The organism is Xanthobacter tagetidis (assembly GCF_003667445.1).
Lineage (GTDB): Bacteria > Pseudomonadota > Alphaproteobacteria > Rhizobiales > Xanthobacteraceae > Xanthobacter > Xanthobacter tagetidis.
This window is the reverse complement of the sequence record NZ_RCTF01000008.1, coordinates 19,659-45,402: the sequence shown is the minus strand read 5'-3', so window position 1 is coordinate 45,402 and position 25,744 is coordinate 19,659. Positions and strand designations below refer to the sequence as shown.

The window sequence follows — 25,744 nt, the reverse complement described above, 5'->3', positions numbered from 1 at the left end:
GGAGACGGAGCGCGTGCCCCGTCCGGCCGGAGCCGCGATCCACGCGCCAGCGAATACGGACATGCGCATTGCGTCGGCGACACGGGGCGGCTAACGCTTCTCGCCGATCCGACTGATCGACCCGAATTCGGGCAACGAGGCCGAAGCCCTTGAGCGACAAGCCATCCCACACCCCGCGCACCGCCATCTATGGCGGCTCGTTCGATCCGCTCACCAACGGCCACCTGGACGTGGTGCGCTCGGCCTGCCGGCTCGCCGACCGGCTGGTGCTGGCGGTGGGCGTGCATCCCGGCAAGGCGCCGCTGTTTTCCCCCGAGGAGCGCCTCGCCATGCTCCAGGAGGTGTGCGGCCCCGTCGCCGCCGAGGAAAATGCGGTGCTGGAGGCCATCACCTTCGGCAACCTCATCGTCTCGACCGCCCAGGAGGTGGGCGCGAGCCTGCTGATCCGCGGCCTGCGCGACGGCACCGACCTCGACTACGAGATGCAGATGGCCGGCATGAACGGCGCCATGGCGCCGGACATCCAGACCGTGTTCCTGCCCGCCTCGCCGCGCGTGCGCCCCATCACCGCCACGCTCGTCAGGCAGATCGCCGCCATGGGCGGCGACGTCGCCCCCTTCGTGCCGCCGGCGGTGCTGGCCCGGCTGAAGGACAAGTTTCCGCGTTGAGCGCGGCCCGCCACCCGCCTTTCCGGATCCTGGAAGGCTCTTGAAGGAGTAGTTCATGCGAAGCGTTCTCGGCCGCCTCGGCGCCGCTCTGGCGGTCGCCCTCACTCTGGCGCTGGCCACGGCACTGCCTGCCGCCGCCCAGGGCAAGCCCGATCTCGAAAACACGCTCTATCTCGACACGGCCTATGGCCGCGTGGTGATCAAGCTGCGCCCAGACCTCGCGCCCAAGCATGCCGCGCGCCTGAAGGAACTGACCCGCGCGAACTTCTACAACGGCGTGCCGTTCCACCGCGTCATCGAGGGCTTCATGGCCCAGACCGGCGATCCCACCGGCACCGGCACGGGCGGCTCCGGGGTGAAGCTGCCGGCGGAATTCTCCAACGTCCCGTTCAAGCGCGGCGTCGTCGGCATGGCGCGGGCCACCTCGCCCGACAGCGCCGATTCCCAGTTCTTCATCATGTTCGACGAGACGCCGAGCCTGAACGGCAAGTACACCGTGGTGGGCGAGGTGGTGTCGGGCATGGAGTTCGTGGACAAGATCAAGAAGGGCACCGGCCAGGGCGGCACGGTGAGCAATCCCGACAAGGTCGTGAAGATGACGGTGGCGGCGGACGCCAAGCCCAAGTAAGGCGCCGCCGCGATGCGGCGGCGCTGGGCGCTCCGCGTGACGAGGCCATGGCCGTGCCCAGGCGCGGCCGCAGGGGAGGGGGCGCGCGGCGCCCGCCTCCGGCAAGGAAAGGACAGGACATGAGTGAGGAAGTGCTCGTTCTCGAAACCACCAAGGGCCCGGTGACCATCAAGTTCCTGCCCGACGTGGCGCCCGGCCACGTGGCGCGCATCAAGGAGCTGGCCTCGACCGGCTTCTATGACGGCGTGCCGTTCCACCGCGTCATCGAGGGCTTCATGGCTCAGACCGGCGACCCGACCGGCACCGGCATGGGCGGATCGGGCAAGAAGCTGAAGCAGGAGTTCAACAAGACCCTGCACAAGCGCGGCACGGTCTCCATGGCGCGCGCGCAGAACCCGGATTCCGGCGACAGCCAGTTCTTCATCTGCTTCGCCGACGCCCCGTTCCTCAACGGCCAGTACACCGTGTGGGGCGAGGTGATCTCCGGCATGGAGAACGTCGACCAGATCAAGCGCGGCGAGCCGGTGAAGGATCCGGACAAGATCGTCTCGGCGAAGCTCGTCGCGCAGGACTGAGCCTTCGCGGGCGTCCCCTCTCCCCTCGGGGAGAGGGTGGATCGCGGCGCAGCCGCGAGACGGGTGACGGGGCCGCCTGGGCTCGCCCCATGGCCGGGGCCGCGCCCGGCAGGACCCTCACTCCGGTCCCTCTCCCGCGAGGGGAGGAGGACGAGGAGAAGGCGGATCGCGGGGGAGAGCCGCCGGACCGCCAGGGGCCTTCCCGCCGCATCCGGGGGCCGCGCGGGCCGCATGGCTCGCGGCCGGGGGTCCCACGTTGTGCCGTTGTTCGGCACGGCATTTTGGCCTATCTCCCCCTCTCCCTGCCGCCGCGGGCGCCCGCGCGCCGGGAGCCGAGGGCCTTCCGTGAAGCACCAGCCTTCCGATCTCACGCACGCCGACGTCCGCCGCATCATCCTCGGCATCATGCTGGCGATGTTCCTCGGCGCGCTGGACCAGACCATCGTCGCCACCGCGCTGCCGACCATCGGCGCCGAGTTCGGCGACTTCGCCAACCTGCCCTGGGTGGTGACCTCCTATCTGCTGGCGGCCACGGTCGCGACGCCGCTCTACGGCAAGCTGTCCGACATTCGCGGCCGGCGCGTGATGCTGCTGATCTCGGTGGCGGTGTTCTCGCTCGCCTCGCTCGCCTGCGCCCTGGCGCCGAACCTGCTCTTTCTCATCATCGCCCGCGCGGTGCAGGGGTTGGGCGGGGGCGGGCTGATCTCGCTCGCCCAGACCATCATCGCCGACGTGGTGGCGCCGCGCGAGCGACCGCGCTACCAGGCGCAGATCGCCGCCGTGTTCGCCGCCGCCAGCATCCTCGGGCCCGTCATGGGCGGCTTCTTCGCCCAGCATCTGCACTGGACGCTGATCTTCTGGATCAACCTGCCGCTCGGCGCGGCGGCCTATCTCATGACCGACCGCACCCTGCGCCGGCTGCCGCGCCACGACCGCCGCCACGACCTCGACGCGCCCGGCGCGGCGCTCATGGGCCTGTCGGCGCTGGTGCTGCTGCTGGCGCTCAACTGGGGCGGCGTGCGCCTGCCCTGGGGCTCGCCGGAGATCCTCGGCATGCTCGCCGCCAGCCTCGTGCTGGGGCTGCTGTTCGTCTGGCGCATCCGCACCGTGCGCGAACCCTTCATCTCGCTCGACATGCTCACCGACCCGGTGGTGGGCCGCGCGGTGCCGGCGGCGTTCGCGGCGGCGGGGACGATGGTCGGCCTCTCCATCTTCGTGCCGCTCTATTTCGAGACCGTGCGAGGGCTGAGCGCCAGCCAGTCGGGCCTCGCCCTGATCCCGCTCATGGGCGGCATCGTCTGCGGCGCGGTGATGTCGGGCCGGCTGCTCGCCCGCCTCACCCACTACAAGCGGCCGGGCATGATCGGCTGCGCCTCCTCGGCGCTGCTGCTCGCCGCCTTCGCGCTGGCGCCCGGCAGCCTGCCGCTGCCCGCGCTGGTGGCGGGGCTCGCCGTGGTCGGGGTCGGCATCGGCACGGTGCTGCCCATGACCACCATCGCCATCCAGAACGCGGTCACGCCGCACCGCATGGGAACCGCCACGGGGCTCATGAACTTCTCCCGCCAGCTCGGCGGGGCCATGGTGGTGGCGGTGCTCGGCGCGGTGCTGCTGGGCTTTGCCGGCCGCACCTCCGGTCACGACATGGAGGAACTGGCGCGCCAGGCCGCGCCCGAGGCGCTGGCCGGCGGCTTCGCCTACGTGTTCGGCACCGCGGCTTTGGTTCTGGCCATGGGCTTCGGCTTCCTCGTCGCCATGGCGGAACGCCCGCTGCGCTCCAGCGTGCGCGCGGCGGCCGAGGAGGCCGCCGGCATCGCCGAATAGGGCCTTGGCGGCGGCCCCGTCAGCCGCCGCGTGGGGTGCCTTACTCTGCAGCCTTCTTGGCCGCGGGCTTCTTCGCGGGGGCCTTCTTCGCCGCCGGCTTCTTGGCAGAAGCCTTCTTGGCCGGCGCCTTCTTCGGCGCGTCGTCGGCGGACTTGGCCGGCGCCTTGCGGCCGCGGGAGGGCTTGGCGGGGCTGGACGCGGCCTTGGCGTCGACGATGGTCACCGCCTCCGCCAGGGTCAGCGCCTCCGGGTCCACCGACTTCGGCAGCGTGGCATTGACCTTGCCGTGGTTCACGTAGGGCCCGAACCGGCCCGCGCGCACGGTGATCGGCCCGCCATGGACCGGATGGTCGCCCAAGGTGCGGCCCGCTGGCGTGCCGCCGCGCCCGCCTCGGCCCTTGGACTGCTTCTCGGCGATCAGCGTCACCGCGCGGTTGAGGCCGATGGCGAGGATGTCGTCGCCGTCCTCGATATTGGCGTAGGTCCGCCCGTGCTGGACATAAGGGCCGTAACGGCCGATGCCGGCGAGGATCGGTTCCTGGTCCTCCGGATGGCGGCCGATTTCCCGCGGCAGCGCCAGCAGCTTGAGCGCGGTCTCCAGGTCCACGTCCGCCGGGGCGAGGCCCTTGGGCAAGGAGGAGCGCTTGGGCTTCTCCCCGTCCTTGCCCTCGCCGAGCTGGAGATAGGTGCCGAAGCGTCCCGAGCGGATGGTGACTTCCTCGCCCGATACGGGATCGAGCCCCAGCACGCGGGTGCCGTCGCCCTCCTGCGCATTGTCGCCGGTGAGCGGACGAGTGTGGCGGCAGTCGGGATAGTTGGAGCAGCCGATGAAGGCGCCGAACTTGCCCATCTTCAGCGACAGCCGCCCGGTGCCGCAGGTGGGGCACAGACGCGGGTCGGTGCCATCTTCCCGCGGCGGGAAGATGTGGGCGGTCAGCATCTCGTCGAGCGCGTCGAGCACCTGGGAGACGCGCAGGTCCTTGGTGGCCTCGATGGCGGCATGGAAGTCCTGCCAGAAGGCGCGCAGCACCTCCTTCCAGTCGAGCTCCGCGGCCGAGACCTCGTCGAGCTTCTCCTCCAGGTCGGCGGTGAAGTCGTATTCCACGTAGCGCTTGAAGAAGCTCTCCAGGAACGCGGTGACGAGCCGGCCCTTGTCCTCCGGCACGAGGCGCTTCTTGTCGAGCTTGACGTATTCGCGGTCGCGCAGCACGGCGAGCACGGCGGCATAGGTGGAGGGCCGGCCGATGCCCAACTCCTCCATGCGCTTGACCAGCGATGCCTCGGAATAGCGCGGCGGCGGCTCGGTGAAGTGCTGGGTGGTGGTGATCTCGCGCCGGTCGAGCGCCTCGCCGGCGCTCATGGCGGGCAGACGGCGGCTCTCCTCGTCCTCGTCGTCGTCGTCCTTGCCCTCGCGATAGAGGGTGAGGAAGCCGTCGAACTTCACAACCGTGCCGGTGGCGGTGAGGTCGAGCACGCGGCCCCCGGCCTTCGCCTCGATGTCGGCGGTGGTGCGCTCCAGCTCGGCCGATTCCATCTGGCTCGCCACCGTGCGGGTCCAGATCAGCTCGTAGAGCTTGGCCTGCTCGCCATCGAGATGGCGCGCCGCCTCGCGCGGATGGCGCGCGGGATCGGTCGGGCGGATGGCCTCGTGCGCCTCCTGGGCGTTCTTGGCCTTGGTGGTGTACTTGCGGGGCACGCCGGGCAGGTATTTCGGCCCGAACTGCTTGGCGATGGCCGAGCGGGTCGCCGCCACCGCCTCGGGGGCCATGTCGACGCCGTCGGTTCGCATATAGGTGATGAGGCCGACGGTCTCGCCGCCCACGTCGACGCCCTCATAGAGCCGCTGGGCGATCTGCATGGTGCGCGCCGGGGCGAGGCCGAGCTTGCGGCTCGCCTCCTGCTGCAGGGTCGAGGTGGTGAAGGGCGGCTGCGGGTGGCGCCTGACCGGCTTCGCCTCCACCGAGCGCACGCGGAAGGCGGCGGCGTCGAGCGCCGCGCGGAAGGCCTTCGCCTCCTCCGCCGTGCCCACCGTGAGGCGGGTGATCTTCTTTCCGTCGGCGCCGGAGAGGCGCGCCTCGAACTCCTCCTTCCGGGGGGTCGCGAGGCGGGCGGTGATGGACCAGTATTCGCGGGCGACGAAGGTCTCGATCTCGCGCTCGCGCTCGCAGACGAGGCGCAGCGCCACCGACTGCACGCGGCCCGCCGAGCGGGCGCCGGGCAGCTTGCGCCACAGCACCGGGGAGAGCGTGAAGCCGACCAGATAGTCGAGCGCGCGGCGGGCGAGATAGGCGTCCACCAGCGCCACGTCGATGGCGCGCGGCGCCTTCATGGCCTCCAGCACCGCCTGCTTGGTGATGGCGTTGAACACCACCCGCTCGACCTTCTGGTCCTTGAGCGCCTTCTTGTGGCGCAGCACCTCCAGGACGTGCCAGGAGATGGCCTCGCCCTCGCGGTCCGGGTCAGTGGCGAGGATCAAGGCGGAGGCGCCCTTGACCGCGCTGGCGATCTCGTTGAGCCGCTTCTGCGCCTTGGGATCCACCTCCCAGAGCATGCGGAAGTCCTGGTCCGGATCGACCGAGCCGTCCTTGGAAGGAAGGTCGCGCACGTGGCCGTAGGACGCGATGACCTCGTAGCCGGGGCCGAGATATTTGTTGATCGTCTTCGCCTTTGCGGGCGATTCGACGATGACGACCTGCATGGGTGTCCCGTATCTTTCCGTGAGCCCGGAAGCCAAGAATGATGCGCCGCGGCCGCCCTTTCGGGCCCGCGTCGATCACCTCTCCCGCCCCCGCTTTGCCCCGCCGCGACCGGCCATGGACGGACCGCTGGCACGGCCGCCCCGTGCGGTGGCCGCGAGCGGAGGTGGCCGCAACATGGGCAGCCGGCGGCCTTGTGTCAAATCGCCCGCCCTCCGGAGCGGTCCGGGGCCGGGACCAGCGAGATACAACCTTAGGTAAGTTTATTTGTGTCAGTTTCCCTTTATGAGAGTAATCAGCGTTCCCGTACCTCGCGAATCCCAGGATCGAGCCATGGCGGACTTTCCGTCGTCACAGGGTGGGCCTGCCTCTCCGGAGGTGGCGGCGTATGTGGAATCGCTCGCCGGCGAGCTGGCCCGCCTCGCTCGCAGCCACAATCTGGCGACCTTGGCCTATCTCCTGGACATGGCGCGCCTGGAGGCGCGCAACATCGTGCTGTCGCACACGCCGGACGACGGGGCCGCCGAGCGGCAGACCTGAGGCGCCATCCTTCGTGACGCCCTATCTCAGCGCCACGCGCCCGGTGCCGGGCCGGTCGAGCCGCCCGGCCAGCTCCAGTTCGAGCAGGATGATCTGGACCTCCGCTGCGCTGGCGCCCGAGAGGCGGATCAGGTCGTCCACCGGAGTGGGCACGGGGGAGAGCAGCTCCAGCACGCGGCCGCGCACGTCGTCGCCCGGCGCCGGCGGCGGCGACAGCGCGTCCGGGGCGGCGAGGGCGCCCGACCCGTCCGGCTCCCGGCCGATCATGGGGGCGAGCACCGATGTCACGTCGCCGGCCTCGGTGACGAGGGTCGCGCCCTGCTTCAGCAGCCGGTTGGTGCCGCCCGCGCGCGGATCGAGCGGCGAGCCGGGCACGGCGAACACCTCCCGCCCCTGCTCGCCGGCGAGGCGCGCGGTGATGAGCGAGCCCGAGCGTTCCGCCGCCTCCACCACCACAACGCCGAGCGACAGGCCGGAGACCAGGCGGTTGCGGCGCGGGAAGTCGCGCGCTCGCGGCTCCCAGCCGAGCGGCATCTCGGAGACCAGCACGCCGCGCTCGGCGATGGTCTCGATCAGCTTCAGGTTCTCGGGCGGATAGGGGCGGGTGAGGCCGCCGGCGAACACGCCGACGGTCCCGGTCTCAAGGCTCGCCTCGTGGGCGGCGGCGTCGATGCCGCGCGCGAGGCCCGACACCACCACCCAGCCGTCCGCCCCGAGGTCGCGGGCGAGGCGCGCCGCGAAGCTGCGGCCGGCGGCGGAGGCGTTGCGCGCGCCGACCATGGCGACCTTCGGCCGGCGCAGCAGTTCCGCCCGGCCGCGCACGGCGATGAGCGGGGGCGCGTCGTCGAGCGCGCGCAGCGCCGCCGGGTAGTCCGCCTCGCCGAGCGCCACCAGCCGGCCGCCCATGCGGGCGAGGCCCGCCATCTCCGCCTCCGCGTCGGCGCGGCTCGGCACCTGGGGCGGCACCAGGCGGCCGCCGCGCCGGGCGAGCGTGGGCAGTGCCTCCAGCGCCGCGGCCGCGCCGCCATACTGGTTGATGAGCACGCGGAAGGTGCGCGGGCCGACATTCTCGGTGCGGATCAGGCGCAGCCAGTCGAGCCGCTGCTCGGGGGACAGGAGGTCGCGTCCGGCTTCGGGCGGCGGGGAGGAGGGCGCGCCGCGGGAAGCCATGGCTCAGCCTTTCGCGCCGATCTTGCCCTCGGTGCCGGCGACGAGCCGCGCGATGTTCTCGTGGTGCTTTGCCCACAGGATCACGGCGAGCAGGGCGAGCAGCGCCGCCGCCCGCGTCTCGCCGAGCGTCAGCGCGGCGAGCGGCGTGGCGATGGCGGCCGCGAGCGCCGAGAGCGAGGAATAGCGCGTCAGGTAGGCCATCAGCAGCCAGGTGGCCGCGAAGGCGAGCGCCGCCGGCCACGCCAGCGCGAGGGCGACGCCGAGGAAGGTCGCGACCCCCTTGCCGCCCCTGAAGCCGAGCCAGACCGGGAAGACGTGGCCGAGGAAGGCCGCGAGGCCCGCCGCCAGCGCCCCGTCGGGGCCGAACAGGTGCCCGGCGATCAGCACCGCCGCCGTGCCCTTCAGCGCATCGCCCAGCAAGGTGAGGGCGGCAAGGTCCTTGCGCCCGGTGCGCAGCACGTTGGTGGCGCCGATATTGCCCGAGCCGATGGTGCGGATGTCGCGGGTGCGGCCGAGCCGCGTCAGCACCAGCCCGAACGGGATCGAGCCGAGGAGATAGCCGAGCGCCAGCGCGAGGAGCGTCGGCACCGCGGGCAGGGACCAGGAGAAGAAAGAGAGCATGGGCGTCCGGCGGTGGGTGGGCGCTCAAACGTATTCGTAGACGGTCTGCCCGGCAACGATGGTACGCAGCACCCGCCCGTCCAGCCGCGCCTCGTCGAACGGTGTGTTGCGCGAGCGCGACTTCAGGTCCCTTTTGTCGAGCACATAGGCTTGGTGCGGATCGAACACGATCACGTCCGCCGGCGCGCCGGCCTTCAGCGTGCCGCCCTTGAGGCCGAGGATCTGCGCCGGCCGCGTGGACAAAGCGAAGAGCAGGCTCACGAGGTCGATCTCGTCCGCATGGACGAGGCGCAGGGCTGCGGCGAGCAGGGTTTCAAGGCCCAGCGCGCCGGGCTCGGCCTCCGAGAACGGCAGGCGCTTGCCCTCCACGTCCTGCGGCAGGTGGTCGGAGACCACTACGTCGATGAGCCCGCTCGCCAGCGCGCGGATCAGCGCCTTGCGGTCGTCCTCCGCGCGCAGCGGCGGCTTCAGCTTGAAGAAGGTGCGGTAGGAGCCGATGTCCAGCTCGTTGAAGGTCAGGTGGTTGATGGAGGCGGAGGCGGTCACGGGCAGCCCGGCCGCCTTGGCGCGCTCCAGCACGGCGAGCGATTCGGCGCAGGTCACCGCGGCCGCGTGGTAGCGCCCGCGCGCGTCGCCCACGAGGCGCACGTCGCGCTCCAGCACGATGGTCTCGGCCGATTTCGGCACGCCGCCGAGCCCGAGGCGCGCGGCGAACTCGCCCTGGTTCATGGCGCCGCCGGACATGGTGGCGTCCTCGGTGTGGTGCACGATCAACGCGTCGAAGTCGCGCGCATAGGTCAGCGCCCGGCGCAGCACCTGCGCGCTCGGGATCGATGCGTGGCCGTCCGTGAAGGCGACCGCGCCGGCGGCGGTCAGCAGGCCGATCTCGGTCATCTCCTCGCCCTTGAGGCCCTTGGTGATGGCGGCCATGGGATGGACGCGCACCACCGCGGTATCGCGGGCGCGGCGCAGGATGAAGTCGACGATAGCCGGCTCGTCCACCACCGGATCGGTGTCCGGCTGGCAGATCAGCGTCGTCACCCCGCCAGCGGCGGCGGCGAGCGAGGCGCTCGCCAGCGTCTCGCGTGGCTCGGCGCCGGGCTCGCCGGCAAAGGCGCGCATGTCGACGAGGCCGGGGGCGACCACCGCGCCCCTGCAATCCACCACCTCGGCGCCGTCCGGCGGGCCGGCATTGGCGATGCCGAAGGCCGCGTCCTTCACCACGCCATCGGCGATGAACACGTCGCCGTGGAAGTCCGCTCCGCGCGAGGGGTCCACCACGCGGGCGTTGGCGAGCAGCAGCGGGCGGGGATCGCCGTTGGAATGGCGCACGGGATCACGCATTGGGCAACTTCCGGGCGAGGGCGTCGAGCACCGCCATGCGCACGGCGACGCCCATCTCCACCTGCTCGCGGATCAGGGATTGCGGGCCGTCGGCGACGCTGGAATCGATCTCCACCCCCCGGTTCATGGGGCCGGGATGCATCACCAGCGCGTCGGGCTTCGCGCGCTTCAGCTTGTCCTCGTCGAGGCCGAAGAAGTGGAAATACTCCTTCACCGAGGGGATGAACGAGCCCGCCATGCGCTCGCGCTGGATGCGCAGCATCATGACGATGTCCGCCCCGTCGAGCCCGCTCGCCATGGAGCGGTGCACCTCGACGCCGAAATTCTCGATCCCCGCCGGCAGCAGCGTGGAGGGCGCCACCACCCGCACATTGGCGCCGAGCGCGCCGAGCAGGAGGATGTTGGAGCGGGCCACCCGCGAATGCAGCACGTCGCCGCAGATGGCGACGGTGAGCCCCTCGATGCGGCCCTTGTTGCGGCGGATGGTGAGGGCGTCGAGCAGCGCCTGTGTCGGGTGCTCGTGGGCGCCGTCGCCGGCATTCACCACGCAGCAGTCCACCTTGCGCGCGAGCAGCGCCACCGCGCCGGAGGCATGGTGGCGCACCACCAATATGTCCGGGTGCATGGCGTTGAGCGTGATGGCGGTGTCGATCAGCGTCTCGCCCTTCTTGAGCGAGGAGGAGGACACCGACATGTTCATCACGTCCGCGCCGAGCCGCTTGCCAGCGATCTCGAACGAGGACTGGGTGCGGGTGGAGGCCTCGAAGAAGAGGTTGATCTGGGTGCGGCCGCGCAGTGTCGTGCGCTTCTTCTCGATCTGCCGGTTGAGGACGATGAATTCCTCGGCGAGGTCGAGCAGGCCGACGATCTCGGGGGCGGACAGTCCCTCGATGCCGAGGAGGTCGCGGCCCGAGAGGGTGAAGGCGGAGGCGAACGGGGCGGACGTCATGGCAGGCCGGAGGCATAGCCCCATGGCGGCGCGGGAGCAAGGCCGGCCTGCGGGCGGCGGCGCGGCCTGTTGATCCATCAACAGCATCCGCCCGTCGTATGCGGCTGCCGTGACCGGGCCGGAGGTCCGCTGCACGGGGCGACACAGGCCGCCCGGTGCCCCTGCGGCTTCAGGGGTGAGAACGGGGCTCCGGCAGGATGCCCCGCACCCAGGGATGCAAACCCTGGCTCGCCGCCCTCAGGCCAGCTTTGCCACCAGCGCGCGGGCCTTTTCCTTCACGTCGTCGGGCAGCGAGTGGCGCCGCGCATAGGGGCGCTTCTTGCAGGTGGCGTCGATGGTCAGCTTGGCCGTCGCGCCGTTGCGGTTGGAGGGATCGAGGATCGCCCCCATGCCGTTGCGGATCAGCTCCATGTCCTCGTTGGCCTGGAAGCGGGTGCACACCGCCCACATGACCTGCTCCTCGTCATGGACGTCGATGTCGTCGTCCACCACGATCACCAGCTTGAGCGAGAGGTTGTCGCCGAACGCGGCGGCGGCAATGTTGGCGGCCTCGCCCGGCGCCGGGTTCTTCACCGCGATGTAGGTGTGCAGCAGGCAGGTGCCGGACTTGGGATAGCTCACCGCCGTCACGTTCGGATAGTGCACGCGCAGCGACTTCAGCTGCCGCGCCTCCTGGGAGACGCCGAGCAGCAGCGTGTGCTCGTCCGAGATGCCGGCGACGATGTTCTGATAGAAGGCGTCGCGCCGGTGCAGAATGCCCGTCACCTCCACCGCGTTGCGGGTGGAGCGCTCGGAGGCGTAGCCGGTGAACTCGCCGAACGGACCCTCGTTCTCGTCCGCGTCGAGCAGCAGCTTGCCCTCGATGGCCACTTCCGCGAAGGCGGGGATCTCGATCGGTCCTGTCACGCCCTCCACCACCTTCAGCGGCTCGCCGAGGAAGCCACCCGCCATCTCGTATTCGTCGGCGCTGATCGGCCCCTTCCAAAGGCCGGCGCCGAAGGTGATGAGCGGGTGGCAGCCCACCACGACCACCACCGGCATCTCCTTCAGCCCCATGGCCGAGGCCTTGCGGGCGAGGTTCCACAGATGCCGGCGCGAGTGCAACGAGGTGCCGAACCGCGTCTTGCCGTTCATCTGCATGCGGTGGAACGAGGCGTTGCGTACGCCCGTCTCCGGGTCCTTGGCGATGAACATGGCATTGGTGATGTAGGGGCCGCCGTCCTCGCGGAAGTGCCGCATGATGGGCAAATAGGACAGGTCCACCGCGTCGCCCTTCAGCACCACGTCGAGGATCGGCCCGCTCTTCACCACCTCCGGCTTGATCGGGGCGGCGTCCACCGCGGACCACGCCTCGATCAGCTTGTCCTCCGGCACGCCGAGCGCGGCGGCGAACCGGCTGCGGCGGCCGAACACGTTCATCAGCACCGGAAAGCGCGAGCCCTTCACGTTCTCGAAGATGAGAATGGGGCTGCCGCGCTTCTCGAACTCGAAGGCGATGGCGGTGGTGTCGTAGTCGAGGTCCACCTCGTCCGTGACGCGCAGCACCTGGTCCGGGTGGGCGGCCTCGAACGCCGCGAGGAAGCTGCGCAGGTCCTGCCGGGAAAGGTCCTGCCGGGAAAGGGTCTGGGCGTCCATCGGATCGGCTCTCTTGTTGCGGCGCCGGGCGCCGTCAGGGAATTTCATGGAAGGCCCAGGCCATCCGTCCGTCATGCCCGGGCTCGTGCCGGGCATCCAGGCCGAGCCGCCAGCTCCGGCTCCGGAAGTCTGCTCCGGGTCTCAACCCGTGGATGGCCGGTCGAGCCCGGCCATGACGGCGTGAGGCCAGGCTTCCAGACCATGGAAGCGCCGGCGCCGGGCGCCGGGACAAGCGTCAGGCGAAGCGCAGGCGCTGGCCGATGCCGAGGCGCGCCGCCTTCTCCAGCATGGCGTGGCCCAGCGCGATGTCGGACAGCGAGAGGCCCCGGTGCCAGAACAGGATGGTCTCCTCGTCGTTCTCCCGGCCCGGCTTCAGCCCGGCGACGATCTGGCCCATTTCGGCGTAAAGCGTCTCTTCCGAGAGCTTGCCGGCGCGCACATGGGCGCGCAGGGAGCCCAGATCGCCTTCGCGGCACTGGCCCCAGTCGTCCACCACCAGCTTCGACATGATGTCGGTGAGGGAGAGTTCGACCGCGCTCTTGGTGCCGTAGGGCACCACCAGGGCGCCCGGCTTGATCCATTCGGTCTTCAAGAGCGGCTCGGGCTTGGTGAGGCGCGAGGCCTCCACCACGATGTCGGCGCCGCGCACCGTCTCTTCCCAGGTGTCGACCGCGCGGATCTTCTTGCCGAGGTCGTGCTCCAGCTTCTCCGCGAACGGCTTGTAGCTCTCCGGCCGACGCGAATGGACGCGGATCTCGTCGAAGTCGAACAGCCGGTCCAGCAGGCGCACGTTCCAGTAGGACGAGCCGCGCGCGCCGATATGGCCGAGGATCTTGGAATTCTTGCGGGCGAGATACTTGGCGCCCATGGCGGTGATGGCGCCGGTGCGCATGTCGGTGATGCCGCCGGCCTCGATGATGGCCTTGGGCATGCCGGTGTCGCGCGACATCAAGGTGAGCACCGCCATCTCGGAGGGCAGGCCCTTCTCGTAGTTCAGGTAGAAGTCGCTCACCACCTTCACGCCGGCAATGTCCACGTCGCCGCCGATGGCGCCGCGCAGCACGTTGAAGTGGCCTTCCACCGCCGGGTTGGGGTGCAGGTGCACGCGCGGCTCGATGACGGTCTCGCCGAGGCCCTGCGCCTTGAGGCTCTTCTCGATGGCGCCCAGAATCTCGTCGTCGGTGATGCCGAGCGCGGCGATGTCCGGGCCGTTCAGGAAGTCGATATAGATCGGAGGGTGGCTGCTCATGGCCGTCTTCTTGGGTCTCGTGTGCTGCGGCGCCGGGAGGGTCCGGCGCCGCTCATTCCGGACGGGAGAGGGATCACTTCGCCTTGTCGATGAAGGCGTTGGTCCAGACGTCGTTCTCCATGGACTTGGCGTCGTAGTCCTTGCCGAGGTCGGTGCCGACCTCCTTGGCGAAGGCGATCAGGTTCTGGAAGCCCTCGGCATTGAGCTTGCCGCCGTCGGCGACGCCGCTCGCCATGGCCTTCACCGCCGAGACGATGCTCTCGGGCGAGGACTTGGCGAAGAACTTGGCGTGGATGGCGAGCGCGGTGGGCTCGGGCTTGGCGACCAGCTCGGCGCTGGCGGCGCGCAGCGCCTTGAGGGTGCGCACCGTGAGGTCGGTGGCCTTCTCGTCCGCCGGCTTCTTCGCCACCAGAACCAGGAAGGGCAGGTTGGCGAGCGCGGGGAAGTCGTCGCCCATCTTCACCAGCACCACGCCGGCACCGGACTGCTCGGCGAGGAAGCCCTGCGGCGGGGAGAGCACGAAGGCGTCGATGCGCTTGTTCTCGAGCGCGGCGAGCAGCGCCGGCGGGTTGCCCACCTGGGCCACCTTGATGTCGTCCTTCGGGTTCAGCCCGCCCTTGGCGGCGAGCCAGCGGGCCGCTGTGTCCTGCGCGCCGCCGATCGAGGACACGCCCACCAGCGCGCCCTTGAGCGCCGCGAGGCGCTTCGGCAGCGGATCGGATGGCTTCACGCCGGTCTTCTCCATGAACTCCTTGGAGACGACGAGTTCCAGCGTCACCTTCGACATCAGCGAGGAGATGATCTGGAACGGCTGGCCCTTGGCCGCCGCGCGCAGCACCGCCTCGGAGCCCACGGCGGCGAAGTCGATGTCGCCGGAATCGAGCGCGGCGAGCGCGTTCGGATCGCCTCCCGGCACCACGGCGAGCGTCAGGGTCAGCCCGTTGGGCGCAAAGGTGTCGAGCGCGCGGGCGCCCCAGATCGGCATGAAGGAGAGCGCCGAGGTGGCCTGGCCGATGCGCACCGCCTGCTGCGCGGACGCCAGCGTCGGCGCAAGGAACAGAGACGCGCCGACGGCGGCGGCCGCTACCAGTTTGTGGACCACGCGCATGATGCCCTCCGGGTTGGTTCGGGGATGTCAGATGTCGGTGGGCGCCGCGCCCATGGGCGTGCGCCAGCGCAGGAGGCGGCGTTCCAGCCGTCCGGCGAGGAAATTGGCGGTGATGACGAAGGCGAGCAGGATGGTGATGCCGGCGAACACGCCCGCCGGGTCGTAGGTGGCCGAGGCCTCGTGGATGAACAGGCCGAGCCCCTGCATCGAGGAGGTGAACTCGCCGACGATCACGCCGATCACCGAATAGGGGATCGCCATGCGCATGCCGAGCACCACATAGGGCGAGGCGGCGGGCAGATAGACGTGAGTGGTGAGCTGGCGCTCGTTCGCGCCCATCACCTTGGCGAGGTTGACCAGTTCCCGGTCGACGCTCTTCACGCCCGAATAGACGTTATAGAACACGAGGAAGAACACCATGATGGCGGCCAGCGCCACCTTCGACCACATGCCGATGCCGAACCAGATGATGAACAGCGGCGCCAGCGCGATCTTGGGGATGCCGTAGAACGCCATCACATAGGGCTCGAAGATGGCCGACAGGCGCGGCGAGCGGCCGAGCGCATAGCCGCCGACGATGCCGGCGCCGACCCCGATGAGATAGCCGAACACCAGTTCCTGGCCGGTGATCCACAGATGCGGATAGATCTCGCCCGAGGCGAACAGCTCGTAGAGCCGCTCCACCACCGCCGTGGGCTTGGAGACGTAGAGCTCCTTGATGATGCGGCCGGAGGCCCACTGCCAGAAGGCGATGAGGGCGATGCCCGGCGCGAGCACCAGCAGGCGCTGGCCCCACACCGCGAGGCGGGCGCGCAGCGCGGCCCGCTCGGGCGCGGGCTTGCCGGCGGGGCGGTCGAGGGCGCGTTCGACGATCTCGTTCATTCTCGATCGCCTCAATGGGGCCGGCGCGCGCCGGCGACCTGGGCGCTGAACGCGGCCCAGACCGTCTCGTAGGCGGCATCGAAGCGCGGGTTGCGGAACGGCTCGAACATGTCGCGCGGGCGCGGCAGGTCGATGGGGATGTGGGCGAGCATGCGGGAGGGGCGCTGGCTCAGCACCACCACGTCGTCAGCCAAGAGGATCGCCTCCGTGATGTCGTGGGTGACGAACACCACGGTGGCCCCCACCTCGGCCGAGAGCGTCTGGAGGTCGGACTGCATCACCATGCGGGTCTGGGCGTCGAGCGCGCCGAACGGCTCGTCCATCAGGATCACGTCCGGCCGGTAGACCAGGGTGCGGGCGATGGAGCCGCGCTTCTGCATGCCGCCGGAAAGCTGGTTGGGATAGTGGTTGCCGAAGCCGTCGAGGGCGACCGAGCGGATCGCCTGCGCCACCCGCTCGCGCCGCTCGTCCGCCGCGACCCCGCGCAGCAGCAGCGGGAGCTCGATGTTCTCGGCCAATGTCTTCCAGGGGAAGAGCTGCGCCTGCTGCGGCACGAAGCCCACCTCGCGGTTGACACCCTCAACCTTGCGCCCGCGGTGGCGCACCGCGCCGGCGGTGGGGGCGAGCAGACCGGCGGCCATCTGGAGCAGGGTGCTCTTGCCGCAGCCGGATGGTCCGATCACGGCGGTGAACTTGCCGGCGCGCACCTCGAAGCTGATGCCGTCGAGAACGCGCATCGCCGTGGACCGCCCGGGTACCGGAAAGTCCTGCCGGATGTCGTCGAATGCCAGAACGGAGTCCCGCACCGCGTCCCCACCTCTAAATCATGTATAGACATAATGGATTTGGGGACGGAGCAGGCAAGTCCAAAAGATGAGCGCAGCGCCCTCTGTCTGCCCAGTGATTAGGCATTGCTGCAATGCCGCGCAAGCGGCGGGGCGATCCTGCGCCGCAGAAACCCCTGCGCCCACATCCCCGCCGCTTGCCGCCCGGCCGTCGCTCCCATCGCCGCCGTCGCCCTCCGGCTTGACCGGAGGGCCCATTCTCCGGCCGGGCGCGACGCCGCGAGGCCGCGTGGATGCTCCGGACGAGCCGGCGCATGACGGCGGTTTTGGTGAATGCCGACGGGCTCGTCCGCCGGCCCCCCGCGCGGGAGGGGGGCCGAGCGGACGGGTGGGATCAGTCTTCCAGCGGCTGGCCCTTGGTCTCGGGGCCGAACCAGATGGCGACGAGGCCGACCAGATAGGCCGCCGTGGTGGCCGCCGCCGCCGCGGGGAACGAGCCGAAGGTGGCGAGCATGGTGCCCACCAGGAGCGGGCCGGCGGCGGTGATGCAGCGCGCCGCGTTCCAGGCGAAGCCCTGGCCGGTGGCGCGCACGCGGGTCGGGAACAGCTCGGGCAGGTACAGCGCGAAGGTGCCGAAGCCGCCGATCACGAAGAAGCCGTAGACCAGCATGAACCACAGGAGGGTGTTCAGGTCGGTAATGGCCATGAACAGGTACAGCGACGACGCCAGCGCCCCGAGGCAGAACAGGAAGTAGGCGCCGCGCCGGCCGAGCCATTCGGTGAACCAGATCAGCGAGACGTACCCCGCGAGCGCGCCCACCATCATCAGCATGAACGCGTAGCTCACCGCCTGCACGCCGTTGGCGCCGCCCGAGGCGCGCACCAGCTGGTTGATCCAGTTCGGCAGGAGCGCCAGGCCGCCCCAGCAGCCGATCATCATGGCCGAGGACACCAGCACGCCGACGATGGTCTTGCGGCGCAGGTCCGGCGCGAAGATGGCCTTGAAGGTGGCCATGGCCCCGGCATCGCCGCGCGCCTCTTCCCTGGCCCGCGCCTGGCGCCAGCGCTCCGGCTCCGGCACGTAGTGGCGGATGATGAGGCTCACCACCGCCGGCAGCGCGCCCGCCGCCAGCACCCAGCGCCAGGAGATCGGGCCGAGCATCAGGTTGGCGAGCGCGGCGAAGAAGAAGCCCACCGCGAACGCCATCTGCATCACCTGCATGGCGCGGGCGCGGTGCTTCTCGGGCCAGGTCTCGGCGAGCAGCGCGGCGCCGGCCGCCCATTCGCCGCCGATGCCGAAGCCGGCGATGCCCTGGAGCACCGCGAGCTGGGTCCAGCTCTGGGCAAGGCCGCTGAGGCCGGTGAAGGTCGCGTAGATGATGATGGTGATGATCATCGTGCGGGCGCGGCCGAAGCGGTCGGCGATGACGCCGAAGAAGATGCCGCCGATGCCCCAGCACAGGAGCTTGATGGCGAGGATCAGCCCGCCCATGTGGGCGATGGCGCCGGGATCGCGGGTGCCGGTCAGTTCCGCCACGCTCGGCACCATGACCAGCGTGAACAGGTTGAGATCCATGGAATCGAAGGCCCAGCCGAGGAAGGCCGAGACCAGCGTGAGCCATTGGTAGCGGGTGATCGACGGCGATCCCGCCGCCGCGGCGGTGGTGAATGACATGATGAGTACCTCCTAGAGGCGCAGGACGATGGAACGCACGCCGCCGCTTCCGCCCCGGTGAGGGCGGATGGCGGTCGTGTCGGTTGGATGCGGATGGCCGTCGGGGCGGAGCGTGCCGCCGGCCGGGCCGTCGCCGGGCGCCGGGCGGAGAAGCTCCGAGGGGCGCGGGCGATGGCGGAGCCGGCGGACGCGGCTTCCGTCACATGATGAGGTCGGGCCGGGCCGGGCGGCTGGCGCCCGGCGGGGTCAGGCCTTCTTGGCTTCTTCTTCGTCGATGGTCTCGCGGGCGATGCGGAAGGCGTCGAGCGCCGCCGGCAGCCCGCAATAGATGGCGATTTGCAGCAGGACTTCGCGGATCTCCTCCGGCGACATGCCGTTATTGAGCGCGCCCCGCACGTGCAGCTTCAGCTCGTGGGGGCGGTTGAGCGCCGAGATGGCGGCGAGGTTGATGATGGAGCGGTCGCGGCGCGAGAGGCCCTCGCGGTTCCACACCTCGCCCCAGCAATAGCGCGTCACCAGTTCCTGGAGCGGGCGGGTGAACTCGGTCATCTCGGCGAGCGACTTGTCCACATAGGCGGAGCCCACCACCTCGCGGCGGGTCTTCAGGCCCTTCTCGTACAGTTCGTCGGTCATGGGGTTCCTTCCTCGGAGGCTGTGTTTTTCGGTACGGCGCCGAGCGCCGCCGCGGCCGCCGCGTCGATATGGCCGAGCGCGATGCGCCGGGCTTCTGCGGCGTCGCGGCGCTTCAGCGCGTCGGCGAGTGCATGGATCTCGGCGATGCTGGCCTTGGCCCGCAGCGGCTGCGACAGCGAGGCGAAGCGCAGCCGGTTGATGCGCGTGTTGAGGCGCGAGAGCAGCTCCAGCACGATGAAATTGTCCGCCCCCGCGCACAGCACCTCGTAGAGCTCCGCCTTGGCGGCGATGATGCGTTCGATCACCGCCTCCTCGTAGGCGCTCGCGAGGTCGGCGACCGCCACGTCTAGCCGCGCCATGGCGTCGCCATCGGCCTGACGCGCGAACTGCTCCACCAGCAGCCCCTCCAGCACGCCGCGCACGGCATAGATGTTGCGCGCCTCCTGGGGCGAGATGGCGGTGACAACCAGCCCCTTGGAGCCGTTGGTGACGAGGCCCTCGGCCTCCAGCTCGCGCAGGGATTCGCGCAGCGAGGTGCGGCTCACGTCCAGTTCGGCGCACAGGTCCTTTTCCACCAGCCGGCTGCCGGGCGCGAGCGCGCCGGTCTCGATGGCGCGGCGGAGCGCCGACGTGATCTTGCGCCGGAGCGGGGCGGCTTCCTGCCGGACAGGGCCGAGACCGTGGAGTGGCTTGTTCATCGCGTCATCCGCCGCAGGGCGACGTCCCCCAATTGCCGTCGCCCATCATGCAGCCTTGGCGGCGTGCCGGGCCAGGAACGGCTCGATCGCCGCGCGGAAGCCGTCCGGACTGTCGAGATTGGCAAGGTGCGCCGCATCGGGGATCACCTTCAGGTCGGCGCCGGGCACGAGGCCGGCGATCTCTTCCGACATGGCCGGAGGGGTGCGGGTATCCTGCGCGCCCACCACCACGCGCACCGGAACGGCGAGCTTCGCCATGAGCGCTGCGACGTCGGCGGTGAACACCGAGCGGGCGATCTCCAGGTAGGTCTCCCGGCTCATGCCGGCGACGCTGGCGATGAGCGCCTCCATGTGGGGCGCCGGCGCATTCCGGTGCAGCGTGCCCTGGGCGTAGGAGGTGGCGTAGTCGCGCATGGAGACCTTCGCGAGCGTCTCCTCCAGCCCCTTCACGCGCGCCGCGCCGGCCTCGCCCTGGCGCGCGAAGCTGTCGGCGATGACGAGGCTCGCGAACGCCTCGGGCGCCTTGGCATACATGATCGAGGCGATCGGCCCGCCCATGGAGATGGCGACCACATGGGCCGGCCCGACGCCCAGCGACTTCAGCCCCGCGACGAGGTCGGCGGCGATGGTGTCGATCGTCACCGGCCCGTTATGGGTGGAGGCGCCGTGGCCGCGCGCGTCGAACGCGATCACGTCGAAGCGGTCCGAGAAGTGGGCGATCTCGCCCGCCCACATCCAGGCGCCGGTGCCGAGGCTGTGGATGAGCAGCAGCGGCGCACCCTTGCCGGCGCGGTGGTAGGCGAGCGTCTCGCCGTTGACGTCGATCTTGGGCATCAGGCGTCTCCCGGAGAGGACAGGACCACGGAGAGGAGGTTGCCCGCCATGCGCGCGGCGGCATGGGGGTCCATGTAGGGCGCGACCGACATGTATTCCTTCACCGCGCACAAAGACGGCCGCGTGCGGTCGGTCATGGCGGCGAGCGTCGCGGCAACCGCCGCGCCGAGGTCGGACGCCGGCACCACCTCGCTGAGGAGGCCGAGCGAGAGCGCCTCGGCGGCACCGATCCGGCGGCGGGTATAGACGAGGTGCAAGGCGCGCTTCGGCGGCACCTTGCCGAGGATCGCCGAGATGGCGAGGGTGGGCGGCAGGTTGGTGTCCATCTCCGGCATGGAGAACACCGCGCTTTCGCTGGCGATGGCGAGGTCGCACTGGCCGACGAAGGCGCAGCCGAAGCCCTTCGCCTCGCCCTGCACGGCGGCGATCACCGGCACCGGGGTCGCGCGCACGTCCGCATAGAGGTCGAGGATCGGCTGGGTCACGCCCTCGCGCACGGCGAGCGCGCTCTTGGGCGCGGCGGCGGGCGGGGCCGGCGTGCGGCCGAGGCAGAAGGCTTCGCCCTCGGCCCGCACCAGCACCACCTTGGTTTCCCGGTCCTCGCCGAGCGCGCGGATCGCCCGGCCGAGCGCCCGCACCTCGGCGGCGGTCAGGCGGTTGCCGTCGTCCGGGCGGCCGAGCGTGACGATGCCGACGGCGCCGTCGCGGGAGAGGGTGAAGGCGTCGGTGTCGGTCATCGGGCGTCCTTCTGAGCCTGCGCGTTCTTCACGAGCATGGCGATGGTCTCGGGCAGCATGGGCGCGTCGAGGATCTTCACGCCGAACGGCGAGAGCGCATCCTCGATGGCGGAGGCGATGGCGGCGGCGGCGGGGATCGTGCCGCCCTCGCCCGCGCCCTTCACGCCCAAGGGATTGAGCGGAGAGGGGGATTCCATGTGGACGATCTCCACGTTCGGCACGTTGCCGGCGTCGGGCAGGAGATAGTCGGCAAGCGAGGTGGTCTGCGGGTTGCCGGCCTCGTCGTAGCGCATGCGCTCCATGATGGCGTTGCCGATGCCGTGGGCGACGCCGCCCTGGATCTGGCCGTCCACCAGCAGCGGGTTGATGACCCGCCCGCAATCGTGCGCCACCACGTAGCGCGTCACCTTCACGAGGCCGGTCTCGGGATCGACCTCCACCTCGGCCACGTGGCTGCCGTTCGAATAGGCGGCCTGGGGCGGAGCGAAGAAGCTGGTCGCCTCCAGCCCCGGCTCGATGCCGCGCGGCAGCGAGAAGCCGGGGCGGCCCGACGACATCTTGGCGATCTCGCGGAAGCTGATCTGCCCGCCCTGGGTGCCCATGACCCGCGCCACGCCGCCGGACAGCTCGATGTCGTCGAGTTCGGCGTCGAGCACCGCGGCGGCGATCTGCCGGAGCTTCAGCGCCAGCGTCTGGGAGGAGGTGTCCACCGCCGAGCCGGCATTGACCATCAGCCGGCTCGCGAAGGCGCCGACGCCCACCGAGACCGAGGCGGTGTCGCCCACCTCGACATCCACCTCGTCCACCGCGACGCCGAAGGCGTCGGCGGCGATCTGGGCCAGCACCGTGCGGTGGCCCTGGCCCTGGGAGGCGGCGCCTGTGCGCAGCAGGATGCGGCCCGACGGCAAAAGGCGCGCGGTCGCCCCCTCGAACGGGCCGAGGCCGGTGCCTTCCACATAATTGGCGAGGCCGATGCCGAGATGACGCCCCTCGGCGCGGGCCTTGGCGCGGCGCGCCTCGAAGCCGGCCCAGTCGGCGGTGTCGAGCGCCATCTGCTGGCACTGGGGATAGTCGCCGCTGTCATAGGTCAGCGGCTGGCCGTCGCGGTAGATGAGGCCCACCTTGTAGGGCATGGCCTCCGCCGGAATGAGGTTGCGGCGGCGGATCTCGGCGCGGTCGAGGCCGAGCACCTGCGCCGCCCGGTCGAGCAGGCGCTCCACCGCGAACACCGCCTGCGGCCGGCCCGCGCCGCGCATGGGCGAGGTGGAGATCTTGTTGGTGAACACCACCGAGGTGTCGAGCCTGTAGGCCGGCACCACATAGGGGCCTGGGAAAGTGGTGGCCGAGATGTAGGGCATGATGATGCCCCATGGCAGGAACGCGCCGGTGTCGTGCAGCAGCGTGCCGCGCAAACCGAGGATGCGGCCGTCCGCGTCGAGCGCCATCCTCACGCTCCAGAGCTGGTCGCGCTCCTGGGCGGTGGACATCATGTGCTCGCGCCGGTCCTCGATCCACTTCACCGGCCGGCCGATGAGGCGCGCGCAGTGGGGGATGACGATCTCTTCCGGATAGGTGAGCAGCTTCGGCCCGAAGCCGCCGCCGACGTCCGGTGCGATCACCCGCACCTGGGTATCGGCGATGTCGAACATGTCGACGATGGCGCGCTTGATGCCGTGCGGCGCCTGGGTGGCGGACCACACGGTGAGGCTGTCGCCGGCGCGGTCGTACTGGGCGAGCACGGCGCGCGGCTCCAGCGGGCAGCCGGTGCCGCGGTGCTGGAAATAGTCCTCGGCGATCACGTGGGCGGCACCGGCAAAGGCGCGCTCGATGTCGCCGTATTCGTTCACCCACTTGGCGGCGAGGTTGTCGGCCACCGAAGTCTGGGCGAGCGGGCCATCGGGCGCGAGCGCGGTGCGGCAGTCGACCACTGCGGGCAGGGGATCGTACTCCACCATCACCTGCTCGGCGGCGTCCTCGGCCAGCGCGCGGTTGTCGGCCACCACCACGGCGACCGCCTCGCCGCAGAAGCACACCTCGTCGGCGGCCAGCGGGAACTGGGTGAGCGGATGGCGGATGGCCGGCGCCGGCACGTCGAGCGGCAGGCGCTTGTCGCGCCAGGCCGCCGGCAGGTCGGCGGCGGTCAGCACCAGGTGCACGCCGGGCATCTCCTTCGCCGCCGAGGCGTCGATGGAGACGATGCGGGCATGGGCGAAGGGCGAGCGCACGAAGGCGGCGCTCAGCGTCTCCTTCAGCTTGATATCGTCGGTGAAGCGGCCGGCGCCGGTGACCAGCGCCCCGTCCTCCACCCGCTGCACGCGGGCGCCGAAGAAGCGCGTGGTCATGCCGCGTTCTCCCTCTGCGCCTTCAGCAGCGGGGCCGCCTTCATGGCGGCGCGGATGATGCCGGCGTAGCCGGTGCAGCGGCAGAGATTGCCGGACAGCTCCTCGCGCAGCATCTCCTCGCTGGGCTCGGGGTGCTCCTCCAGAAGCTGCATCAGCGTGGTGAGCATGCCAGGGGTGCAGAAGCCGCACTGGAGCGCGTGGAACTCGCGGAACGCCTCCTGGAGCGGGTTGAGCTGCTCGACCTGCGCGAGGCCTTCGACGGTGGTCACCTCGGCGCCGTCCGCCTGCACCGCCAGCATCAGGCAGCCGCGCACCGCGCGCCCGTCCACCAGCACCGAGCAGGCGCCGCACACACCGTGCTCGCAGCCGAGATGGGTGCCGGTGAGGCCGAGGTCGTGGCGCAGGAAGTCGGCGAGATGGGTGCGGGGCTCCACCTCCCGCTCAAAAGGCGTCCCGTTGACGGTGACGCGGATGGAAACAGCACTCATTGGACTTTCCCGTGGCTGGCGCGGGCGCGGGCTTCGGTCAAGGCGCGGCGGGTGAGGACGCCGGCGAGGTGGCGCCGGTAGGTCTCGCTCGCCAGCGCATCGGACATGGCCTCCTGGCGGCCGGCGATCTCTGCGGCGGCGGCGATGGCCTCGGGCTCGGCAGTGGTGCCGACGAGCAGCGCCTCAGCCTCGGCGAGGCGCAGCGGCGCGATGCCCATGCCGCACAGGACGATGCGGGCGTCGGCAACCTTGCCGGCGCTGTCGAAGGCGAGCGTCGTGCCCACGGCAACGACGGCGAAGTCGCCGTGGCGCTGGGCGAATTCGAGGAAGCTCCAGCCATGGCCGGCGGCCGGCGGCGCGAGCGTGACGCCGACGATCATCTCGTCCGGGTCGAGGCCGGGCGTCATGTAGCCCTGGGGGTAGTCGGCGATGGCGACGTCGCGCGGGCCGCGCCTGCTCTCCACGTGGATGGTGGCGTCAAGCAGAGTGGCGATGCCGAACAGCTCGGCCGCCGGGTCCATGTGGCCGAGGCTGCCGCCGATGGTGCCGCGGTTGCGGGTATGGAGATGGCCGACGAAATTGAGCGCCGCGGCGACGATGGGAAGGCGCGCCTTGAGGGCGGGGCTCTCCAGGATGTCGCGCTGCCGGGTCATGGCGCCGATGCGGATGGTGTCGCCGAGCGCGATGCCGGCAAGGCCCTCCACCCGGTTGATGTCGATGAGGTGGTCGACGAAGGCGTAGCGCATGTTGAGCATCGCCACCAGCGACTGCCCGCCGGCGAGAAGCTTCGCGCCCTCAAGGGTCTGGAGCATGTCCAGCGCCTCGGCGCGGGTCGCCGGACGGTGATAGTCGAAGCGCGCCGCCTTCACCGGCGATCCCCCTTGCCGAAGGCGGACGCCACGAGCGCTGCCAGCGACTTCCACACCAGCGTGAAGACCGAGATGGCGGGCGCCGGGGCCGGGGCCGGCGGCGGCGGAGGTGGCGGCGCAGCGGGAGCGGCCGGGGCCGCAGCCTCGGCCGGGCCCGGCGCGGCGGGGGCCGGTGCAGGCGCGGCAGCGGACTGGGCGGAGAGCTGGGCGGCGAAGTTCTTGGCGAAAGCGTCCATCAGCACCTGGGCGGTGGACTGGATGAGCGCCGCCCCGCGGCCATACTGGGCGATCGAGCCGGCGAGCTGAACGTCGGTATCGACGTCCACCCGGGTGCCGTCGCCGTCGGGGGAAAGGACAAAGATCACAAGGGCCCGGGCGGTGCCGCGGGCGCGGGCCTCGCTGCCGGAGGCCTCGGCGACGACGCGGTGGTTGGCTTCGTCCCGCTCCTTGTAGGCGAGGGTGCCCTTGAAGGTGAGGGCCACCGGGCCGAGCTTGACCGAGACCGTACCCAGATAGCTGCCGTCCGGCCGCTCCTCGATGAGCTGCGCCCCGGGCGCGCAGGGCGCCACGCGGGGAATGTCGTTGAGCGCGATCCAGGCCTCGGACACCGGCAGCGGCACCCGAAACCGATTGACGATCTTCATGTCGGCCGAGCCCTCCGGCTGCGTCTGGCGTTTCCTTTCGACCGGTATGGGGCTGGAGTCATAGCGTGTCAATATATGACTGCCGGTTTGTACGACAAACATACGTAATGGCGATGCCGTAACGGCATCTCGCGGACCTGTTGTCCGGTGCTT

The 25,744-nt window shown here is 70.6% G+C and carries 24 protein-coding genes; 5 read left to right on the top strand and 19 right to left on the bottom strand.

Annotation, left to right across the window (positions count from 1 at the left end):
* The first annotated feature begins 149 nt into the window (after window positions 1-149).
* The 4 genes from coaD (at window position 150) to D9R14_RS11255 (ending at window position 3,692) form a co-directional block, all read left to right on the top strand.
* On the top strand, window positions 150-668 hold the full coding sequence (gene coaD, locus D9R14_RS11270; protein ID WP_121623435.1) for a pantetheine-phosphate adenylyltransferase: 519 nt from the start codon (window positions 150-152) through the stop codon (window positions 666-668).
* A gap of 55 nt (window positions 669-723) precedes the next feature.
* Window positions 724-1,296: a peptidylprolyl isomerase gene (locus D9R14_RS11265; protein WP_121623434.1), complete on the top strand. Its 573-nt coding sequence runs from the start codon at window positions 724-726 to the stop codon at window positions 1,294-1,296.
* A gap of 119 nt (window positions 1,297-1,415) precedes the next feature.
* Window positions 1,416-1,871 carry a peptidylprolyl isomerase gene (locus tag D9R14_RS11260; protein ID WP_121623433.1) on the top strand — a complete coding sequence of 152 codons (456 nt, stop codon included), beginning with the start codon at window positions 1,416-1,418 and terminating at the stop codon, window positions 1,869-1,871.
* A 345-nt stretch (window positions 1,872-2,216) separates the two neighbouring features.
* Window positions 2,217-3,692 (top strand): MDR family MFS transporter, encoded by a 1,476-nt coding sequence (locus D9R14_RS11255; RefSeq protein ID WP_245420745.1) that lies wholly within the window; start codon window positions 2,217-2,219, stop codon window positions 3,690-3,692.
* Window positions 3,693-3,732: 40 nt separating this feature from the next.
* Here D9R14_RS11255 and topA read toward each other — a convergent pair whose 3' ends face one another.
* Complete coding sequence (topA, locus tag D9R14_RS11250; RefSeq protein WP_121623431.1) at window positions 3,733-6,390, bottom strand: type I DNA topoisomerase; 2,658 nt, start codon at window positions 6,388-6,390, stop codon at window positions 3,733-3,735.
* A 388-nt stretch (window positions 6,391-6,778) separates the two neighbouring features.
* Here topA and D9R14_RS11245 point away from each other — a divergent pair, with 388 nt between their 5' ends.
* Window positions 6,779-6,928: a hypothetical protein gene (locus D9R14_RS11245; protein ID WP_245420743.1), complete on the top strand. Its 150-nt coding sequence runs from the start codon at window positions 6,779-6,781 to the stop codon at window positions 6,926-6,928.
* A gap of 21 nt (window positions 6,929-6,949) precedes the next feature.
* On the opposite strand, the gene dprA is transcribed toward D9R14_RS11245, so the two are convergent.
* The 18 genes from dprA to D9R14_RS11150 all read right to left on the bottom strand — a co-directional run bounded on the left by dprA (window position 6,950) and on the right by D9R14_RS11150 (window position 25,591).
* Window positions 6,950-8,098 (bottom strand): DNA-processing protein DprA, encoded by a 1,149-nt coding sequence (gene dprA, locus D9R14_RS11240; RefSeq protein ID WP_121623429.1) that lies wholly within the window; start codon window positions 8,096-8,098, stop codon window positions 6,950-6,952.
* A gap of 3 nt (window positions 8,099-8,101) precedes the next feature.
* Complete coding sequence (plsY, locus tag D9R14_RS11235) at window positions 8,102-8,719, bottom strand: glycerol-3-phosphate 1-O-acyltransferase PlsY (RefSeq protein ID WP_121623428.1); 618 nt, start codon at window positions 8,717-8,719, stop codon at window positions 8,102-8,104.
* Between the two features lie 24 nt (window positions 8,720-8,743).
* The gene (locus tag D9R14_RS11230) at window positions 8,744-10,063 is read right to left on the bottom strand and encodes a dihydroorotase (protein WP_121623427.1); all 1,320 of its coding nucleotides are present in this window, start codon (window positions 10,061-10,063) and stop codon (window positions 8,744-8,746) included.
* Window positions 10,056-11,012, bottom strand: coding sequence for an aspartate carbamoyltransferase catalytic subunit (locus D9R14_RS11225; RefSeq protein ID WP_121623426.1), 957 nt, complete (start codon window positions 11,010-11,012; stop codon window positions 10,056-10,058). The genes D9R14_RS11230 and D9R14_RS11225 overlap by 8 nt, the downstream gene beginning before the upstream one ends.
* A gap of 237 nt (window positions 11,013-11,249) precedes the next feature.
* Window positions 11,250-12,647, bottom strand: a complete 1,398-nt coding sequence (locus tag D9R14_RS11220) for a UbiD family decarboxylase (RefSeq protein ID WP_170168581.1) — start codon at window positions 12,645-12,647, stop codon at window positions 11,250-11,252.
* Window positions 12,648-12,882: 235 nt separating this feature from the next.
* A complete protein-coding gene (locus tag D9R14_RS11215; protein ID WP_121623424.1) occupies window positions 12,883-13,896 on the bottom strand; it encodes an ornithine cyclodeaminase family protein in 1,014 nt (337 codons plus the stop codon).
* Window positions 13,897-13,969: 73 nt separating this feature from the next.
* Window positions 13,970-15,004 carry an ABC transporter substrate-binding protein gene (locus D9R14_RS11210; RefSeq protein ID WP_121623423.1) on the bottom strand — a complete coding sequence of 345 codons (1,035 nt, stop codon included), beginning with the start codon at window positions 15,002-15,004 and terminating at the stop codon, window positions 13,970-13,972.
* A gap of 27 nt (window positions 15,005-15,031) precedes the next feature.
* The gene (locus D9R14_RS11205) at window positions 15,032-15,886 is read right to left on the bottom strand and encodes an ABC transporter permease (RefSeq protein WP_121623422.1); all 855 of its coding nucleotides are present in this window, start codon (window positions 15,884-15,886) and stop codon (window positions 15,032-15,034) included.
* Window positions 15,887-15,897: 11 nt separating this feature from the next.
* The gene (locus D9R14_RS11200; protein ID WP_121623421.1) at window positions 15,898-16,623 is read right to left on the bottom strand and encodes an ABC transporter ATP-binding protein; all 726 of its coding nucleotides are present in this window, start codon (window positions 16,621-16,623) and stop codon (window positions 15,898-15,900) included.
* A 442-nt stretch (window positions 16,624-17,065) separates the two neighbouring features.
* Window positions 17,066-18,346 carry an MFS transporter gene (locus tag D9R14_RS11195; RefSeq protein WP_121623420.1) on the bottom strand — a complete coding sequence of 427 codons (1,281 nt, stop codon included), beginning with the start codon at window positions 18,344-18,346 and terminating at the stop codon, window positions 17,066-17,068.
* 246 nt (window positions 18,347-18,592) lie between these two features.
* On the bottom strand, window positions 18,593-18,979 hold the full coding sequence (locus D9R14_RS11185) for a carboxymuconolactone decarboxylase family protein (RefSeq protein ID WP_121623419.1): 387 nt from the start codon (window positions 18,977-18,979) through the stop codon (window positions 18,593-18,595).
* A complete protein-coding gene (locus D9R14_RS11180) occupies window positions 18,976-19,677 on the bottom strand; it encodes a GntR family transcriptional regulator (protein WP_121623418.1) in 702 nt (233 codons plus the stop codon). The genes D9R14_RS11185 and D9R14_RS11180 overlap by 4 nt, the downstream gene beginning before the upstream one ends.
* A gap of 45 nt (window positions 19,678-19,722) precedes the next feature.
* Window positions 19,723-20,511 (bottom strand): alpha/beta fold hydrolase, encoded by a 789-nt coding sequence (locus D9R14_RS11175; protein WP_121623417.1) that lies wholly within the window; start codon window positions 20,509-20,511, stop codon window positions 19,723-19,725.
* Window positions 20,511-21,248: an enoyl-CoA hydratase/isomerase family protein gene (locus D9R14_RS11170; protein WP_121623416.1), complete on the bottom strand. Its 738-nt coding sequence runs from the start codon at window positions 21,246-21,248 to the stop codon at window positions 20,511-20,513. The genes D9R14_RS11175 and D9R14_RS11170 overlap by 1 nt, the downstream gene beginning before the upstream one ends.
* Window positions 21,245-23,590: a xanthine dehydrogenase family protein molybdopterin-binding subunit gene (locus tag D9R14_RS11165; protein ID WP_121623415.1), complete on the bottom strand. Its 2,346-nt coding sequence runs from the start codon at window positions 23,588-23,590 to the stop codon at window positions 21,245-21,247. Before D9R14_RS11165 ends, D9R14_RS11170 begins: the two co-directional genes overlap by 4 nt.
* A complete protein-coding gene (locus tag D9R14_RS11160; protein ID WP_121623414.1) occupies window positions 23,587-24,078 on the bottom strand; it encodes a (2Fe-2S)-binding protein in 492 nt (163 codons plus the stop codon). The genes D9R14_RS11165 and D9R14_RS11160 overlap by 4 nt, the downstream gene beginning before the upstream one ends.
* Window positions 24,075-24,947, bottom strand: coding sequence for an FAD binding domain-containing protein (locus D9R14_RS11155; RefSeq protein WP_121623413.1), 873 nt, complete (start codon window positions 24,945-24,947; stop codon window positions 24,075-24,077). Before D9R14_RS11155 ends, D9R14_RS11160 begins: the two co-directional genes overlap by 4 nt.
* A complete protein-coding gene (locus D9R14_RS11150) occupies window positions 24,944-25,591 on the bottom strand; it encodes an SRPBCC family protein (protein ID WP_184759433.1) in 648 nt (215 codons plus the stop codon). Before D9R14_RS11150 ends, D9R14_RS11155 begins: the two co-directional genes overlap by 4 nt.
* Window positions 25,592-25,744: the final 153 nt, after the last annotated feature.